Origin of the sequence: Curvibacter microcysteis (assembly GCF_028649455.1) — a bacterium.
GTDB lineage: Bacteria > Pseudomonadota > Gammaproteobacteria > Burkholderiales > Burkholderiaceae_C > Curvibacter > Curvibacter microcysteis.
Map to the genome: position 1 here is coordinate 451,327 of NZ_JAQSIO010000004.1, position 15,070 is coordinate 466,396.

Sequence of the window (15,070 nt, forward strand, 5' to 3'; positions counted from 1 at the left end):
AGGCTCAGGCCGACAAAAATCGGTAGAAATTGCGCAACATGCCCGCTGTCGCGCCCCAGATGAAGCGCTCGTCCGCGCCATCCATCCAAGGCATGGAGAACCACTCGCGGCGCACACCCTCGGCCTCAAAGGCGTGACGGCGGTGGTTGGCCGGGTTCATCAAGAATGACAGGGGCACCTCAAAAGCGGCGGCCACCTCGTGGGGGTTGAGCTGCAACTCAAAACCAGGCTGCACCAGCCCCACCACCGGGGTCACCATGAAGGCTGTGCCCGTGGTGTAGAGCGGCAAGCTGCCCAGCACCTGAACGCGGTGGCGGGCCAGGCCCACTTCTTCTTCCGCCTCGCGCAGGGCGGTATCGGCCGGTGTGGGGTCGGTGTCGTCCATGCGCCCCCCGGGGAAGGCCACCTGGCCTGAATGGGTGGACAACTGAGTGGTGCGCAGCGTCAGGAGCACCGTGGGGTCGTCGCGCAGCACGATGGGCACCAGGACAGAGGCATGGGCCGGTTGGCGGTCTGCAAAGCGCCGTTCGTGGGTCACCTCAGGTGCCCAGGAAGGTGGATTCAAAAAGCGCTGCTGCAAGGCCTCGGGCCGCAGGCGCTCGACAGCGACCGCAGGCAGGGCGGCATCCGTCCCCAGCACCGGTACACGGCGGGGATCGAAGTCGGGCAAACGAGACAAAGGCGTGAGCACGGGAGGCAAGGTAGACAAGGGATCGCCTGGGTTGAGATGAACAGAGCTGCCGCGCGGAGCAGCCAAAAAAAAGCCGCTGACAGCGCAGGCTGCAGCGGCTTTTCTCAGCGAAGGTCGAGACCTCAGGCGGCAGCAGCCACCTTGGCGCGGTTCGGCAGCTTTTCCTTGATACGTGCCGACTTGCCGCTGCGCGAACGCAGGTAGTACAGCTTGGCACGGCGCACGTCACCACGGCGCTTCACTTCGATGCTGGCGATCAGCGGGCTGTAGGTTTGGAACGTACGTTCCACGCCTTCGCCGCTGGAGATCTTGCGCACGATGAAGCCGCTGTTCAGGCCGCGGTTGCGCTTGGCAATCACGACACCTTCGAAAGCCTGCACGCGCTTGCGGGTACCTTCCACCACGTTCACGCTGACGATCACCGTGTCGCCAGGAGCGAAAGCGGGGATGGTCTTGTTCAGGCGAGCAATTTCTTCTTGCTCAAGAATTTGAATCAGATTCATAAGGGTCTCTCATTGATCTTGGCCGCGCCACGATTGGCTTTGTCGGAATGACATACACCTGAGTCGTCCGGGCTGGACATCCACCCTGCGCACCACCCAAAGGTTGGCTCACAAATGGCTTGGTTCCAGACCCATCGTCCAAGGTGGCTCACCAGTTCTTCCCGTGAAGGGTAGACAGGCAAGCGGCCGGCCAGAGGATCGAATAGCCTTTGATTATAACAAGTTAGCCCAAACGAGCCAAGACGGCCTCGTCGCTGCGACTCAAACGCCCGGCTGCACGGGCGGCTTGAATCAATTCCGGGCGGTGCTGGGCGGTGATGCGCAGGCTTTGCTCGCGGCGCCAGCGCTCGATGTGGGCGTGGTGGCCAGACATCAGCACCTCGGGCACCGGCACCGGCGCCTGATCGGGACCAGGCTCCCAGTGTTCGGGCCGGGTGTAGTGCGGGCAGTCGAGCAAACCGTCGAGCGCCGGGTTGAAGCTGTCCAGTTGGTGGCTGCCCGCGTCATTGAGCACCCCAGGCTGCAGACGGGTCACGGCATCGAGCAAGGCCAACGCAGCGATCTCCCCACCGGAGAGCACAAAGTCGCCCAAGCTGATCTGGGCGTCCACATGGGTGTCGATGAAACGCTGGTCGATGCCCTCATAGCGGCCGCACAGCAAGATGGCGCCCGGGCCCTCAGCCCAGCGCGCCACGCCGTCATGGCGCAGCACCTCGCCAATCGGCGAGAACAAGACCACGGGGGCAGGCGTCGGTTCAGCCAGGGCCGCGCGGTCGGCACGGATGGCCGCCAAGCAACGCACCAGGGGCTCGATCATCATCACCATGCCCGGGCCACCCCCAAAGGGTCGGTCATCCACCCGCCGGTAATTGCCGTCAGCGTGGTCGCGCGGATTCCACAAGCGCACGGCCACCTGGTCGCTGGCATAGGCGCGGCGCGTGACACCGCTGGCCAAAAAAGGAGCGAACAGCTCGGGGAACAGGGTGATGATGTCAAAGCGCATGGCGGGGGCCTGGCTCAGACGTCAAAGTCAGTTTGCCAATCAACGGTGATGCGCCGCCCCGGCAGGTCCACAGAGTCCACATAAGCGGCCACAAAAGGCACCATGCGTTCCAGGGTCTTGCCTTCTTGTTCGTACGCGATCACCAGCACGGTCTGGGGGCCTGTGCTCATCAAGTCGCGCACCTGACCCAGGGCCAGGCCTTCGCGGTTGACGACATCCAGGCCGATCAGGTCGACCCAGTAATACTCATCGGTGGACGCGGTCGGGAAGCTCGAACGCGGCACAAAGATGCGCGCCCCCTTGAGGGCTTCGGCGGCATTGCGGTCTGACACGTCCTGGGCCGTGGCGACCACCGCATCAGAGTGTTCCTTGGCCTCTTTGATGGCCAGGCGCAGCGTGCCAGTGAAGGTTTTGGCGCCCTTCTCCGCGGGCTGGAGGTACCAGCGCTTGGACGAAAACAGGGCTTCGGGCGAAGCGCTGTAGGGCAGCACACGGAACCAGCCCTTGATGCCCCAGGCGTCCGCGATGCGGCCCACCTCGATGGCGTCAGCCGGCAACTCAGCGGTTTCGAGAGGAGGAAAATTCTGCGACATGGTCAGGAGGCCCCAAAAAAATTCAGGCCGGCGGTGCGAGCACAGCCGGCCTGTCAATGCGCTTTGAATCAGCGCGTGGCTGAACGCTCAGCGATCAGGCAGCAGCCTTCTTGGCAGCTTGCTTGATCAGGCGCACCACGGTGTCGGACGCTTGAGCGCCAACGCCTTGCCAGTAGGTCAGACGGTCTTGCGCAATGCGCAGGCCTTCTTCCGATTCCTTGGCGCTGGGGTTGTAGAAACCCAGGCGTTCAATGAAACGGCCATCGCGGCGTTCGCGCTTGTCAGCGACGACGATGTTGTAGAAAGGACGGGCTTTGGAGCCGCCGCGGGAAAGTCGAATGACGACCATGATTTATCCTTGGGTGGTGGAATTTCTTCCGAAATTTCTTCCAGCGTTGAGACACGCGACATAGCCACCCGGCCAGCGACACGCTGAATAGCTCTCCATTATATCTCTTTCAATTTTTCATGCCTATCATCCGCCCCAGCAGCGACGCCGACATGCCCGCCATCACCGCCATTTACGCCCACCATGTGCTGACCGGCACCGGTACTTTCGAGGTCGATCCCCCCAGTGAAACCGACATGGGAGGCCGCCGCGCCGACGTGCTGGCCAAGGGCCTGCCCCACCTGGTCATGGAACAGGACGGGGCCGTGATCGGCTTTGCCTACTGCAACTGGTTCAAGCCGCGTCCAGCCTACCGCTTCTCGGCCGAGGACTCGATCTACATGGCAGCCGGCGCGAACGGCCAAGGCTGGGGCCGCGCCCTGCTGGCCGAGTTGGCCGCGCGCGCCGAAGCCGTGGGGGTGCGCAAGCTGATTGCCGTGATTGGCGACTCGGGCAATGCGGGCTCGATCGGTGTGCACCGCAGCTGCGGCTTCTCGCACACCGGGGTGCTGAAGTCCTGCGGCTGGAAGTTCAATCGCTGGCTGGACATCGTGCTGATGGAAAAAAGCCTGGGCGCCGGCGACAGCAGCGCACCCGAGTAAAGTCAGCCCATGAAAAACAAGACCGCAGCGGCCTGGCTGGCCTTCCTGGGAGGCCCTTTGGGCCTGCACCGTTTCTACCTGAACGGTCTGGGCGACACGCTGGGGTGGCTGCTGCCCATTCCCACGGCCCTGGGCGTCTGGGGTTTGGAACGGGTGCAGCTGTATGGCCTGGACGACACCCTGAGCTGGATTTTGGTGCCGATGCTGGGCTTCAACATCGCCGGCTGCGCGCTGTGCGCCATCGTCTTTGGCTTGATGACGCCCGAGAAATGGAACGGCCGCTACAACCCGGGTGCCGACGCCGAGGCAGCGCCAGGCCGCACCCACTGGGGCACGATTGGCGCGGTGGCCTTGGCGCTGCTGATCGGCACTGGCGTGCTGATGGCCAGCCTGGTCTACAGCTTTCAGCGCTATTTCGAATACCAGATCGCCGAGGCCCAGAAGATCTCGCAATGAGCGCCCAGCCCCGCGGCCGGGGCGCTCGGGCTACTGCGGGTGCGCCGCCGGGAGCGGGTTCAGCGGGTCACCGGCGTAAAGCCAAGGCACGTCCAGCAACCCCTCGCCCAGCAGCCCCATCGCCGCATCACGCCCCCACTGCAGCGGGCCTGTGGCGTGGAACACCCGCCCATTGCGCTCAGCACGGGCCTGCACCCGCGCACAACGCTGCCAACGGTTGAGGGCATAGCGGCGCAGGCGGGTTGGCAAGTCCAGCGCCTCTTGGGCCAGCGCCAGGGTCAACGCATGGGCATCCTCCAGGGCCATGCCCGCCCCTTGGGCCAGGTAGGGGCGCATGGGGTGGGCCGCGTCACCAAGCAAGGCGATTCGGCCCTGGGCCATCTCTTCGGGGCGGCTCAACGGGGGGCGGTCGCACAAGGCCCACAAACGCCACTCAGGCACCGCACGCACCAAGTCCTGCAAAGGGCTGCAGCAGTCGGCCAAGACGGCCAACAACTGACTGGCATTGCTGCCATGGTCCCAGTTGCTCAGGTCCCCCTGGACCTCGCCGTGCACGATGGCCACCACATTGAGCCACTCCCCCGCGCGCACGGGGTAGGCCACCACATGCAGATCAGGCCCCAGCCAGGCGGTGACGCTGCTGCTGCGCAGTGCGGCCGGAAACCGGGCCTGGGGCAGCATGGCCCGGAACGCCAAATGCCCTGTGACCCGGGGTGGCTGAACGCCCAAAAGGGCCTGTCGCACGCCGCTCCACAAGCCGTCGGCGCCCACCAGCACATCGCCCTCGACGTACTTTTGAGGCCCCGTCTTCAAGCTCACGCCCTCCGGACCGACCTCAGCCACCGCCACTGGGGTGTTGAGCTGCAGGCTCACGTCCGCCTGGGCCTGCACCGCCGTCAACAGCAGTTGATGCAGATCGGCGCGGTGGATGGTGGCGTAAGGCGCCCCGTACAAGGCCTCCGCGCGGCCCGCCAAAGTCAGTTGCCCCAGGTGGCGGCCACTGAGGGCCGAACGCACCTGCAAACGGTCTGGAAAAGCAGCCACCGACTGCAAGGCCTCGCCCAAGCCCCAGGACTGCAGCACCCGCACGACGTTGGGGCTGATCTGAATACCAGCACCCACTTCGCTGAAAACAGGTGCACGTTCAAACAAGCGCACACGGTGCCCGGCGCGCGCACTGGCCAGGGCCGTGGCTAAGCCGCCAATGCCCCCACCGGCCACCAAAATATCGATCTGCGAACTCATCCGTGGATTGTGCCGTGGGCTGTCGCGTCCGAAGGGTTCAGGCCTTGCGCCTGCTCAAGCACATCGACCGGCGAAGGTCTTCCAAACAAATAGCCTTGGAAGGCCCGGCAGCCGCTTTGGCGCAAAAAGTCCAGCTGCCCACCGGTTTCCACCCCTTCGGCCACCACCGCCAAGTCCAAACTGCCGGCCAGGGCCAGGATGGTGCGCACGATGGCCGCGTCGTTGGGGTCCACCAGCACATCGCGCACAAAGGACTGGTCGATCTTGAGTTGGTCCAAAGGCAGGCGCTTGAGGTAACTGAGGCTGGAATAACCGGTGCCAAAGTCGTCCAGCGAGAAGCGCAGGCCCTCCATGCGCAGCTCGGTCATCTTGGCAATCATGTCCTCCACATCGGTCAAGAGCAGGCTCTCGGTCAGCTCCAGCTGCAGGCAGCGCGGGTTGGCCCCCGTTTGGTCCAGGGTGTCCAGCACCAGGCGCACAAAATCGGGGTGGCGGAACTGGCGCGCACTGACGTTGACGGACAAGGTCAGGTCGCGCGTCTCCTCACGTGCCGCCCACTGGACCAATTGCGCACAGGCCTGCTCCAGCACCCACTGCCCCAACGGCAGGATCAACCCGGTCTGCTCAGCCAAAGGAATGAATTCAGCCGGCGAGACCATGCCACGCTGCGGATGGGCCCAGCGCACCAGCGCCTCCACCCCGGTGATGCGTTGGCGGTCGTTCACCACGGGCTGGTAGTAAAGCAGCAATTCCTGGCGCAACAAGCCTTGGCGCAGGTCGCCTTCCAAGACCGAGCGGGCGGTGGCAGCGGCCTGCATCTGCGGATCAAAGAAGCGCAGGGTGTTGCGCCCGTGGGCCTTGGCCTGGTACATGGCCAGGTCGGCGCGCTTGAGCAGCTCATCAATGGGGGTCTGATCGCCCACGAACAAGGTGATGCCAATGCTGGGCGTGCTGTAGTGCTGCAGGCCCTTGAGTTCAAAAGGCTGGTTCATGCTGACCAGCACTTTTTCAGCCACCCGTTCGGCCTGCTCTGTGGCCTCGGTCCAGTCTGGGGAGAGCTCCTCCAGCATCAGCACAAACTCATCACCGCCGAACCGCGACACGGTATCGACCTGACGCACGCTGCTCGCCAGACGTCGCCCCACCTGGATCAGCAACTGATCGCCTGTGCCGTGCCCCATGGTGTCATTGAGGTCCTTGAAATTGTCCAGATCCAGGAACAGCAAGGCCCCATGCTGGCCCGAGCGGGTGCTGGCCAGGCAAGCCTGCTGCAGGCGGTCAAGCAACAGGCGGCGGTTGGGCAGATCAGTCAGCGCGTCAAAGAAGGCCAGGCGTTCGATTTCCCGCTCAGCCCGCTTGCGGTCGGTGATGTCGCGCGCCACCCCCAGCACCCCGGTCAGCTGGCCATCGCCTCCCTCAATGGGAGTCTGGATGGTTTCAAACCGCCCTCGGTGGCCGTCGGCAAAAACCATGTCCTCTTCGTAGGTGAGCGCCGTCTTGAGCTGCAGGGTTTGGAGGTCATGGGCGCGGAAGGACTCAGCCGCCTCGGGACTGAAGAGTTCAGCGTCGGTGCGCCCCACGATGGCGGCCTCGGCGAGGCCGGCAAAGCGTTCAAAAACGGGGTTGCAATATTGATAGACCCCTTGGGCGTCCTTCAAGAAAACCATGTCAGGCAGGGCATTGACCAGAGTGCGTAAGCGCGACTGGTTTTGCTGCAGCGCCAGCTCCATGTTCTTGCGCTCCGTGGTGTCGATGGCGAAGGCGACAAAGCCGCAGACCTCGCCATCGGCACGGCGCTCAGGGGCCAGGGTGGTGTGGCGCCAACGCACCTCACCGCTGGGCAACACGATGCGGTTCTCAAACACCACCACCTCGCCCTCCAGAGCGCGCATCACAAAGGGCAGCATGCGCTCCAAGCGCTCAGCCGACACGATGCTGGACAGGGGCTGGCCCAACATCGCATCCGGCGGCTGGTCAAACCAGCGGGCATGGGCCTCATTGACAAACAAGAACCGCAGGTCACGGTCCAAGCGAGAGACCCCGCCGGGCATCTGGAGCAGGATCGAGGCCAACTGGGTATCTTTTTCGTGGGCCAGTCGCTCAGCCGCCTTGCGCGGGGTGACATCCATGTTGAAGCCCACAAGCCCCCCCACGCGCCCGCCCTTCCACAAGGGTGCAACGATGCACAGGAAGTCACGCAACTGCCCATGCACTTCGGTGCTCATCTCGTACTCAATCACTTCGCCCCGCGAAGCTCGCTCGTTGTAATGCAGCCAACGTTGCAAGTCCTCGGGCCGCGGACTGCACTGCTCAGGCGTCAGCCCCAATTGAGGCCCGAAGTGGGCGACGCGCGCCGGGTTCTCCAGGACCAGGCGTCCCGCTTCATCGCGCACCCAAGCCTCAAACGGCATGTTGTCCGCCATGGCGCGCAACACGGCTTCATTGCTGCGCAACGCCTCCTCATCGGCTTTTTGCCGCGTGATGTCCAAGGCCAAGCCATCCCACATGGTGCGCCCATCGTCCAGGCGTCGAGGCGCCGAGCACAGATGCAAGCAGCGCTGAACGCCATCAGGGCCGCGAACCCGAAGCACCACATCCAAGACATTCAGGGTGCGCGCCGATTCACGCTCGGACGCCAGCAGGCTGGGGAGGTCTTCAGGGTCAATGAGGCGATACCAGCTTTGAGCGTCGCGCAGCAACTGGGTCCCGCTCAACCCCATCACCCGCTCCACCGATTCACTGACGTAGACGAACCGGTTGGACCCATCGATCTCCCGCTCCACCTGAAACAGAACCCCGTGCGGCAGGTTGCGGGCCAGTGCGGCCAGTTGCGCCTCACGTTCGCGCAGATTCTTTTCGGTGCGCCGGGCCAATTCATAGGGCTGACGGATGCTGAGGGTGAAGACCGCACGAAAAATCAAAGCATCGGCAACCACCTTGAAGACATGGCCCAGTACGTTGAGGGAATCGTCGGGGGCGTGGTAACTGGCAAATACCAATTCGCCCAAAGCCATCACAAAACAAGCGGTCGCCAACCAGTAATCACGCGCTCGACCCCGCTGCTGAGCGGCACCCCAAAAAACCACAGCGATGGCCAAATTGGACAAGCACAACACGTATTCAAAAAAGACCTTGAATGTGGTCAAGCCATGACCGGGGACAAAGGTCGAAGGGATCCAGTCCAGGTGAACGGATCCCACCCAGGCCATCAATGCACTGACCACACCAGCCAGGGCCAACCAGCGCCCAGGCGGCCCGGGCAAAGCAACATGAAAAGCCAGCAGACCCAGGGCTAAAATCTCAAAACTGCGCGCAATCAACCAAAAGAAAATGGCTTTGCTGGTACTGGACTCAGACCAAAAAGGGGGCATGCCGTCGTACGACAAAGCGTGCAGCAAATCGCAAAAAGCAGCGACAGAAAACCCAAAAACCAAGCCATTGAACACCCGACGTGGACTGGACTCCAGCGACGACCAAGACACAGTCACCACCAAGGCAGCCACCAACACCGCCGAAATTTCCAATACCAAATGGACACTTAGCCATTGCTTGGCATGAGCCGGTTCAAACAAGGGGGCTGGCGGAAACAGCAGCAACAGCGTGAGCAAGACCACCGCCCCCGTCGCAATGAAGAGGGTGAGTCGTCGTGCGTCACGCGATGCGCCTTGTTCTTTCATCCTGCCGCCTATCTTGTCAGCTCCACACTTTATCCATAAATTCGCGCAAGCAACTTCGGAGTTCCACGCCTTTCGCATCCGATCGACCCACCTCGGCACGCCATCCGATCATCAGCCCGCTCCAGCGCCGGCAGACCAGTGGCACCTGGTGCATGGGGGCGCCTGCTGGTCTCAGGGGGTCTCGACACTGGTGCGCTCGACCGCGAAGGTACAAACGCCACGCCGCGCCCTCCCCTGCCCCGCGACGGCTGTCCCGGGGAACGTTGCAATTCACCGAGGGGCATCCTCGGCGGGGTCTTGGATTTCCCCGTCAGTCATCGGTCAATCAATTAAATAGATACCGATAGTTTTTTAATTATCAATTTATTGCAAACTGCGGAAGTCCTGAAAACAAGTTTCGGCCTTTGCAACTCCTTTTCACTCGGGACGTACGGCAGCGTACGTGCCAACCGGAATTGCAGTGCCACCAACACGAAGCGACAGGTAGAGCGCGCATAAAAAAACCCTGCTAGACCAAAGTCTGGCAGGGCTTAGTCAAGGACTGCAACGTTCTAAAACATCCGTCCGCTGAGTTGTTCAATGAAAGATCAGGCAGCGATCAAGAATTGATTGCGGTCTTGGTCTTGAATCCATTTGGGAGCCTTACCGCGGCCCGTCCAGGTTTCACCGGTGGCCGGATTGCGGTACTTGGCAGCCACTTTACCGCCCTTGGCCGACGAAGCGGCGCGGCTGCGGGGGGCTTGGAAGATATCTTCTGCGGTCAAACCGAAATCAGCCACCAAGGTCCGAACCTGGGCCACGGCATCAGCGGTTTCACGCTTGCGCGCTTCTTGGATTTGCTGTTCCAGCGCTTCACGCTGCTTCAGGAGGTCTTTGTAGGTGGTGCTCATGATTTGAACGATCAGATAATGTTTAAAGCACCATTATAAGAAATATTTGAATACCAACAAGGTCAGCGCCATCTCCCTACACCAACACTGGAATATCAGGCCCGTCTTGCGTCCAGATTATGAGTTGATTGGCTGGGCCTGAGGGCCCGCCATCGACTGACAAGCCTCCATCCACAGATGAATTTGAGGGTTAAAAGCAGCGTTGCGCTGCTCGGCGCCCCGCACAGCGCTTGTCAAAAATCAAGGCGCGGTGCTTGCTGGCCAAGCCAAGACCTTGTCAATGCGTTTGCCATCGAGGTCCACGACCTCGAATATCCAGCCGGCACATTCAATGCGCTCGGCCGTCACAGGCAAATGCCCGGACTCAGACATCAAAAGCCCAGCCAAAGTGTTGTAGCGGCCCCGATCTTCATCGGGCAATTCACGAATATCCAAGCGGGCGCGCAGCTCATCCACGGGCATCAGGCCGTCGAGTAACCATGAGCCGCCCTCACGCCGCACCGCCCAAGCATCCGCCTGGACATGGGGCTGCAACTCACCGGTGATGGCCTCCAACACATCGCGCGGGGTCATCAATCCCTGCACCACACCATATTCATCCACCACCAACACCATGCGGGCAGCACGTGACCGGAACTGCTCCAACAACTCCATGCCACTGAGGGTTTCAGGTAAAAAGGCCGCCGTCTGTGCATGGGGTTCGATGGGGCCTTCATGCGCCGCGCCCAACTCCAACAGGCGCGCCACACTGATCAAGCCCACCACCTCATCCAATGAACCCCGGCAAACGGGGTACCAGGAATGGCTGACATGCCCACTTGCCGCACTGGCACGGCTCAGGCATTGGGCCACTGTGGCTTGGGCATCCAGCCACTCGATTTCGGTGCGTGGCAACATCATGGAAGTGAGTGGCCGCTCATCCAAGCGGAACACGTTGTGCACCATTTGATGTTCATGCTCTTCAAGCACCCCTGCGTCCAAGCCCTCTTCCAGGCTGGCGACGATTTCCTCTTCGGTGACGGCACGCGCTGCCGAGTTGTCCACCCGCAACAGACGAAGAATGCCCTGGGTACTCAAGGACAACAGTCGAACAAAAGGCTTGGCGATCACCGCCACCCAGGACATGGGCCGCGACACCCAACGCGCCACGACCTCGGGGTAAAGCTGCCCAATGCGCTTGGGCACCAACTCACCAAACACAATGGTGATGAAAGTGATCACCGTCACGACCACGGCCGTGGCCGTGACACCAGCGCCCGCAGAGGGCAGCCCCAGTTGCACCAAGCTGGCGGCGAGGCGGTCGCTGAAAGCGGCTTCGCCCAAAATCCCATTGAGCATGCCGATGGAGGTAATGCCTACCTGCACCGAAGACAAAAACTGGGTGGGGTTGTCGAGCAAGGCCAGCGCGGTGCGAGCCCCCTTGTCGCCCGCCTCGGCCATCGCTGTCAGGCGAGCCTTTCGGCTGGAAGCCAAGGACATTTCGGACATGGCAAACACCGCATTCAACAGTGTGAGCAAGGCAATCAGCAGGAAGTCCATGCAAGGCAGTAGAAAATCAACACCATGGCAATGTACTTGATTGGTGATATTCAGGGCTGCAATGAAGCCTTAGGCCACCTGCTGGACCGACTGGACTTCTCGCCCAGCCGCGATACGGTCTACCTGCTGGGTGATTTGGTGAACCGCGGTCCTGATTCGGCGGGGGTGCTGCGTCGCCTGATGGCTTTGGGCGACTCCGCCCGCAGCCTGCTGGGCAACCACGACCTGCACCTGCTGGCTGCCGCGTACGACGTGCGCCCCCCAGGACGCAAAGACACACTGGAATCGGTGCTGAAAGCGCCAGACCGCGCGGCCCTGATCGACTGGGTGCGCCAGCAGCCGCTGGCCCGCCAAGCCGGTGGCGTCTTGATGGTGCACGCCGGAGTGCTGCCTGCTTGGACGCCGGCACAGGTACTGGACTTGGCGGCCGAGGTCGAGGGGGTACTAAAGAGTAAAGATTTGCCCAACTTCCTCGCGGAGATGTATGGCAACCTGCCCAATGCGTGGAACGAGGGCCTGCGAGGTGCCAGCCGCTTGCGCGTCATCGTCAACGCCTTGACCCGTCTGCGCTACTGCACCCCTCAAGGTGAGATGGAGTTTGCGAGCACCGAAGGTGAGGGTGAAGGCCCAGAGGGCTACCTGCCGTGGTTTGATGTCCCCGGGCGACGCACTGCCGAGGTGACCATGGCCTTCGGCCACTGGTCAACCCTGGGCTGGAAAAGCCGGCCCAACCTGATGTCACTGGACACCGGCTGTGTCTGGGGTGGCTGCCTGAGCGCCGTGCGCCTGGGCGCCACACCCGTCGAACGGGAGCTGATTCAGGTGAAGTGCCCGCAGGCACAAAAACCAGGCAAGCGCTGAAGGCTCGCCCTTTTAGGTAGCCAAGTGCCCATGCCAGCTTGAAGCCTGGCAGGCACCTCGGCCAGGTCAGGAGACCACTGGCTGCGCTGCCTTGAACAAGGCAGCCACCTTGCGCTTGGGCTTGATGTTCGACGAGATCGCGCGGGCAGCGGGCGCTGCCTTGGCGGCGGCTTCCCAGGCGGGAGCGGCCTCAGGGCTCAGCGACGGCGCCTGGTAAGGCTGGTCGAAGAAGGGGTCGCGCGGGGCCGAATGGGCACGTTGCTGAGGGCGGCGATCGCGCTCACGTTCACGTTCACGTTCACGGCCTTGGTTCTCGGCAGCTTGGCGGGGATCGTGACCATCCCGGTTGTACATGCGACGACCGTCGTTGATGCGGCCACGGGGGCGGTCTTCATCAAACTCCAGCGCCTCAACCTCGATCTTTTTGTTGATCAGCTTTTCGATTTCGCCCACCAGGCGTGCATCGTTGTTGCCACCAACAAAGCTCACCGCCAGACCAGAAGCCCCGGCACGGCCCGTACGGCCGATGCGGTGCACGTAGTCTTCGGCGTTGAACGGGATGTCCATGTTGAACACGGCTGGCACATCCTTGATGTCCAGACCGCGCGCTGCCACGTCAGTGCACACCAGCAGGTCAACTTCGCCCTTCTTGAAAGCATCCAGGGCTTTCAGGCGCTCGTCCTGGCTCTTGTCACCGTGCAAGGCGGCAGTCTTCAGGCCATCGCTGTCCAGGGCGCGTGCCAAGCGCGCACAACCCAGCTTGCTGTTGACAAACACAAAGGCCTGCTTGATGCCGTGACGGCGCAGGACTTGGTGCAGTGCATGGCGCTTGTTGTCGTCGTTGACACCGTAGAAGTGCTGCTCCACCGTCGACGCCGTGGCATTGGAGCGCGCCACTTCGATCGTGACCGGGTCTTGCAGGTAGCTACCTGCCAAACGCTTGATCTCGGGCGAGAAGGTCGCAGAGAAGAGCAGGGTCGTGCGCTGCTTGGGCAGGTAACTGAGGATGCGCTGCAGGTCGGGCAAGAACCCGATGTCCAACATGCGATCGGCCTCGTCCAGCACCACGTACTCCACCTGGTTGAGCACGGCGTTCTTGGCTTCGATGTGGTCCAGCAAACGCCCCGGGGTGGCCACGAGCACCTCCACACCGCGCTTGAGTTCAGCGGTCTGAGGTTTCATGTCCATGCCACCAAACACCACGGCACTGCGCAGGTTGGTGTACTTGGCGTAAAGCTTGATTTGCTGGGCGACCTGATCGGCCAATTCGCGCGTGGGCAGCAACACCAAGGCGCGCACCGGGTGACGGGCGGGCGAGGTGGAACTGTTCTCGTGCTTGAGCAGGCGCTGCAGCAAAGGCAGCGAAAAAGCGGCGGTCTTGCCCGTACCGGTCTGGGCGGCGCCCATCACGTCCTGGCCCGTGAGCACCACCGGAATGGCTTGCGCCTGGATGGGGGTCATGGACTCGTAGCCCATTTCGGCCACGGCACGTGCCAGCGGCTCAGCCAGCGATAAATGAGAGAAAGATGTCGTCATGAAGTCCGCTATTGTCGCACTGGCTGGGAAAACCCGGTAATGAGTCTGTTCCTGGCCCTGGTGCGGGCCCAGATTAGGCCTGTTCAAGGTCTGTGCCGCGACCTGAATGCTATGAAATTAAGTGCACGCCAAGACCACGACAGGCGCCCTGCGAGCGGCCTTAAAGATTGCGGGCGTTGAAAGTATCGCAGGCCCGCACCGTACCAAGCTGCAGACCGGTGGCGAACCATCGCTGCCGCTGGGCACTCGTGCCATGGGTAAAACTCTCAGGCACCACCGCTCGGCCGGCGGATTTTTGCAAGGCATCATCCCCGATGTGTGCCGCCGCGTTCATGGCCGAAGCGACATCACCTTGCTCCAAAATGTGGCGACTTCGGTCCGCATGGTGGGCCCAGACGCCCGCCAAACAGTCAGCCTGCAGCTCCAAGCGCACGCTCAAAGCGTTGTACTGGGCCTGGCTGACCCGGCCCCGCGCATCGTCCAACTTTTGGCTGATCCCCAACAGGTGCTGAACATGGTGGCCCACCTCATGGGCAATCACATAGGCCTGGGCAAAGTCCCCAGGCGCGCCCAAGCGGGTCTTCAGCACCTCATAGAAACCAAGATCGATGTACACCTTTTGGTCAGCGGGGCAGTAAAAAGGCCCCATGGCGGCCTGCCCTTGCCCACAGGACGTGGGCGTGCTGCCGCGGAACAGCACCAAGCGGGGATCCCGGTACTGGCCGCCCGAGCTGGCAAAAATGTCTTTCCACACATCTTCGGTGTCGGCCAAGACCACAGACACAAAACGGGCCAAACGATCATCTGCACCAGAGCCGTGGGCAGGTGCCGCGACCTCAGTGGGTGCCGGGCTGACGCTGCCGCCCCCCTCGCCCAGCATTTGCAGCAGGGTCAAGGGGCTGATGCCCATGAACCAACCCACGGCCAGAATCACCAGCACAGTGCCCAGGCCCAAGCGACCACCGCCCAGAGAGAAGCCACCACCTGGGGCTTGCCCCGGCGAGTCACGCCGGTCCTCCACGTTGTCAGAACTTCTTTGGTCTTCCCACTTCATAGCGCCCTCCGGCCCAAGACAGGCCTGCAGCG

At 62.4% G+C, this 15,070-nt stretch carries 14 protein-coding genes; 3 read left to right on the forward strand and 11 right to left on the reverse strand.

Features of this window, described 5'->3' with window-relative positions:
- Window positions 1–4 precede the first annotated feature (4 nt).
- The 5 genes from PSQ39_RS13580 to rpsP form a co-directional block, all read right to left on the reverse strand.
- The gene (locus tag PSQ39_RS13580; protein ID WP_273927346.1) at window positions 5–709 is read right to left on the reverse strand and encodes a CoA pyrophosphatase; all 705 of its coding nucleotides are present in this window, start codon (window positions 707–709) and stop codon (window positions 5–7) included.
- A gap of 104 nt (window positions 710–813) precedes the next feature.
- On the reverse strand, window positions 814–1,194 hold the full coding sequence (gene rplS / locus PSQ39_RS13585; RefSeq protein WP_273927347.1) for a 50S ribosomal protein L19: 381 nt from the start codon (window positions 1,192–1,194) through the stop codon (window positions 814–816).
- A gap of 223 nt (window positions 1,195–1,417) precedes the next feature.
- The gene (gene trmD, locus PSQ39_RS13590; protein ID WP_273927348.1) at window positions 1,418–2,197 is read right to left on the reverse strand and encodes a tRNA (guanosine(37)-N1)-methyltransferase TrmD; all 780 of its coding nucleotides are present in this window, start codon (window positions 2,195–2,197) and stop codon (window positions 1,418–1,420) included.
- Between the two features lie 14 nt (window positions 2,198–2,211).
- Window positions 2,212–2,790, reverse strand: a complete 579-nt coding sequence (rimM, locus tag PSQ39_RS13595; protein WP_273927349.1) for a ribosome maturation factor RimM — start codon at window positions 2,788–2,790, stop codon at window positions 2,212–2,214.
- Window positions 2,791–2,884: 94 nt separating this feature from the next.
- Window positions 2,885–3,139 carry a 30S ribosomal protein S16 gene (gene rpsP, locus PSQ39_RS13600; protein ID WP_273927350.1) on the reverse strand — a complete coding sequence of 85 codons (255 nt, stop codon included), beginning with the start codon at window positions 3,137–3,139 and terminating at the stop codon, window positions 2,885–2,887.
- Between the two features lie 119 nt (window positions 3,140–3,258).
- On the opposite strand from rpsP, the gene PSQ39_RS13605 reads away from it, so the two are divergent.
- A complete protein-coding gene (locus tag PSQ39_RS13605) occupies window positions 3,259–3,780 on the forward strand; it encodes a GNAT family N-acetyltransferase (protein ID WP_273927351.1) in 522 nt (173 codons plus the stop codon).
- A 9-nt stretch (window positions 3,781–3,789) separates the two neighbouring features.
- Window positions 3,790–4,236: an NINE protein gene (locus PSQ39_RS13610; protein ID WP_273927352.1), complete on the forward strand. Its 447-nt coding sequence runs from the start codon at window positions 3,790–3,792 to the stop codon at window positions 4,234–4,236.
- Between the two features lie 30 nt (window positions 4,237–4,266).
- On the opposite strand, the gene PSQ39_RS13615 is transcribed toward PSQ39_RS13610, so the two are convergent.
- The 4 genes from PSQ39_RS13615 to PSQ39_RS13630 form a co-directional block, all read right to left on the reverse strand.
- Window positions 4,267–5,481, reverse strand: a complete 1,215-nt coding sequence (locus tag PSQ39_RS13615; protein WP_273927353.1) for an FAD-dependent monooxygenase — start codon at window positions 5,479–5,481, stop codon at window positions 4,267–4,269.
- The gene (locus PSQ39_RS13620) at window positions 5,478–9,158 is read right to left on the reverse strand and encodes a bifunctional diguanylate cyclase/phosphodiesterase (protein ID WP_273927354.1); all 3,681 of its coding nucleotides are present in this window, start codon (window positions 9,156–9,158) and stop codon (window positions 5,478–5,480) included. Before PSQ39_RS13620 ends, PSQ39_RS13615 begins: the two co-directional genes overlap by 4 nt.
- A gap of 587 nt (window positions 9,159–9,745) precedes the next feature.
- A complete protein-coding gene (locus PSQ39_RS13625) occupies window positions 9,746–10,048 on the reverse strand; it encodes an H-NS histone family protein (RefSeq protein ID WP_273927355.1) in 303 nt (100 codons plus the stop codon).
- A 240-nt stretch (window positions 10,049–10,288) separates the two neighbouring features.
- Window positions 10,289–11,587, reverse strand: coding sequence for a hemolysin family protein (locus PSQ39_RS13630; protein ID WP_273927356.1), 1,299 nt, complete (start codon window positions 11,585–11,587; stop codon window positions 10,289–10,291).
- A 24-nt stretch (window positions 11,588–11,611) separates the two neighbouring features.
- Between PSQ39_RS13630 and PSQ39_RS13635 the strand changes: the two genes are divergently transcribed.
- Window positions 11,612–12,448, forward strand: coding sequence for a symmetrical bis(5'-nucleosyl)-tetraphosphatase (locus tag PSQ39_RS13635; RefSeq protein WP_273927357.1), 837 nt, complete (start codon window positions 11,612–11,614; stop codon window positions 12,446–12,448).
- Between the two features lie 66 nt (window positions 12,449–12,514).
- Here PSQ39_RS13635 and PSQ39_RS13640 read toward each other — a convergent pair whose 3' ends face one another.
- A complete protein-coding gene (locus PSQ39_RS13640) occupies window positions 12,515–13,984 on the reverse strand; it encodes a DEAD/DEAH box helicase (protein WP_273927358.1) in 1,470 nt (489 codons plus the stop codon).
- A 160-nt stretch (window positions 13,985–14,144) separates the two neighbouring features.
- A complete protein-coding gene (ypfJ, locus tag PSQ39_RS13645) occupies window positions 14,145–15,038 on the reverse strand; it encodes a KPN_02809 family neutral zinc metallopeptidase (RefSeq protein WP_273927359.1) in 894 nt (297 codons plus the stop codon).
- Window positions 15,039–15,070 lie beyond the last annotated feature (32 nt).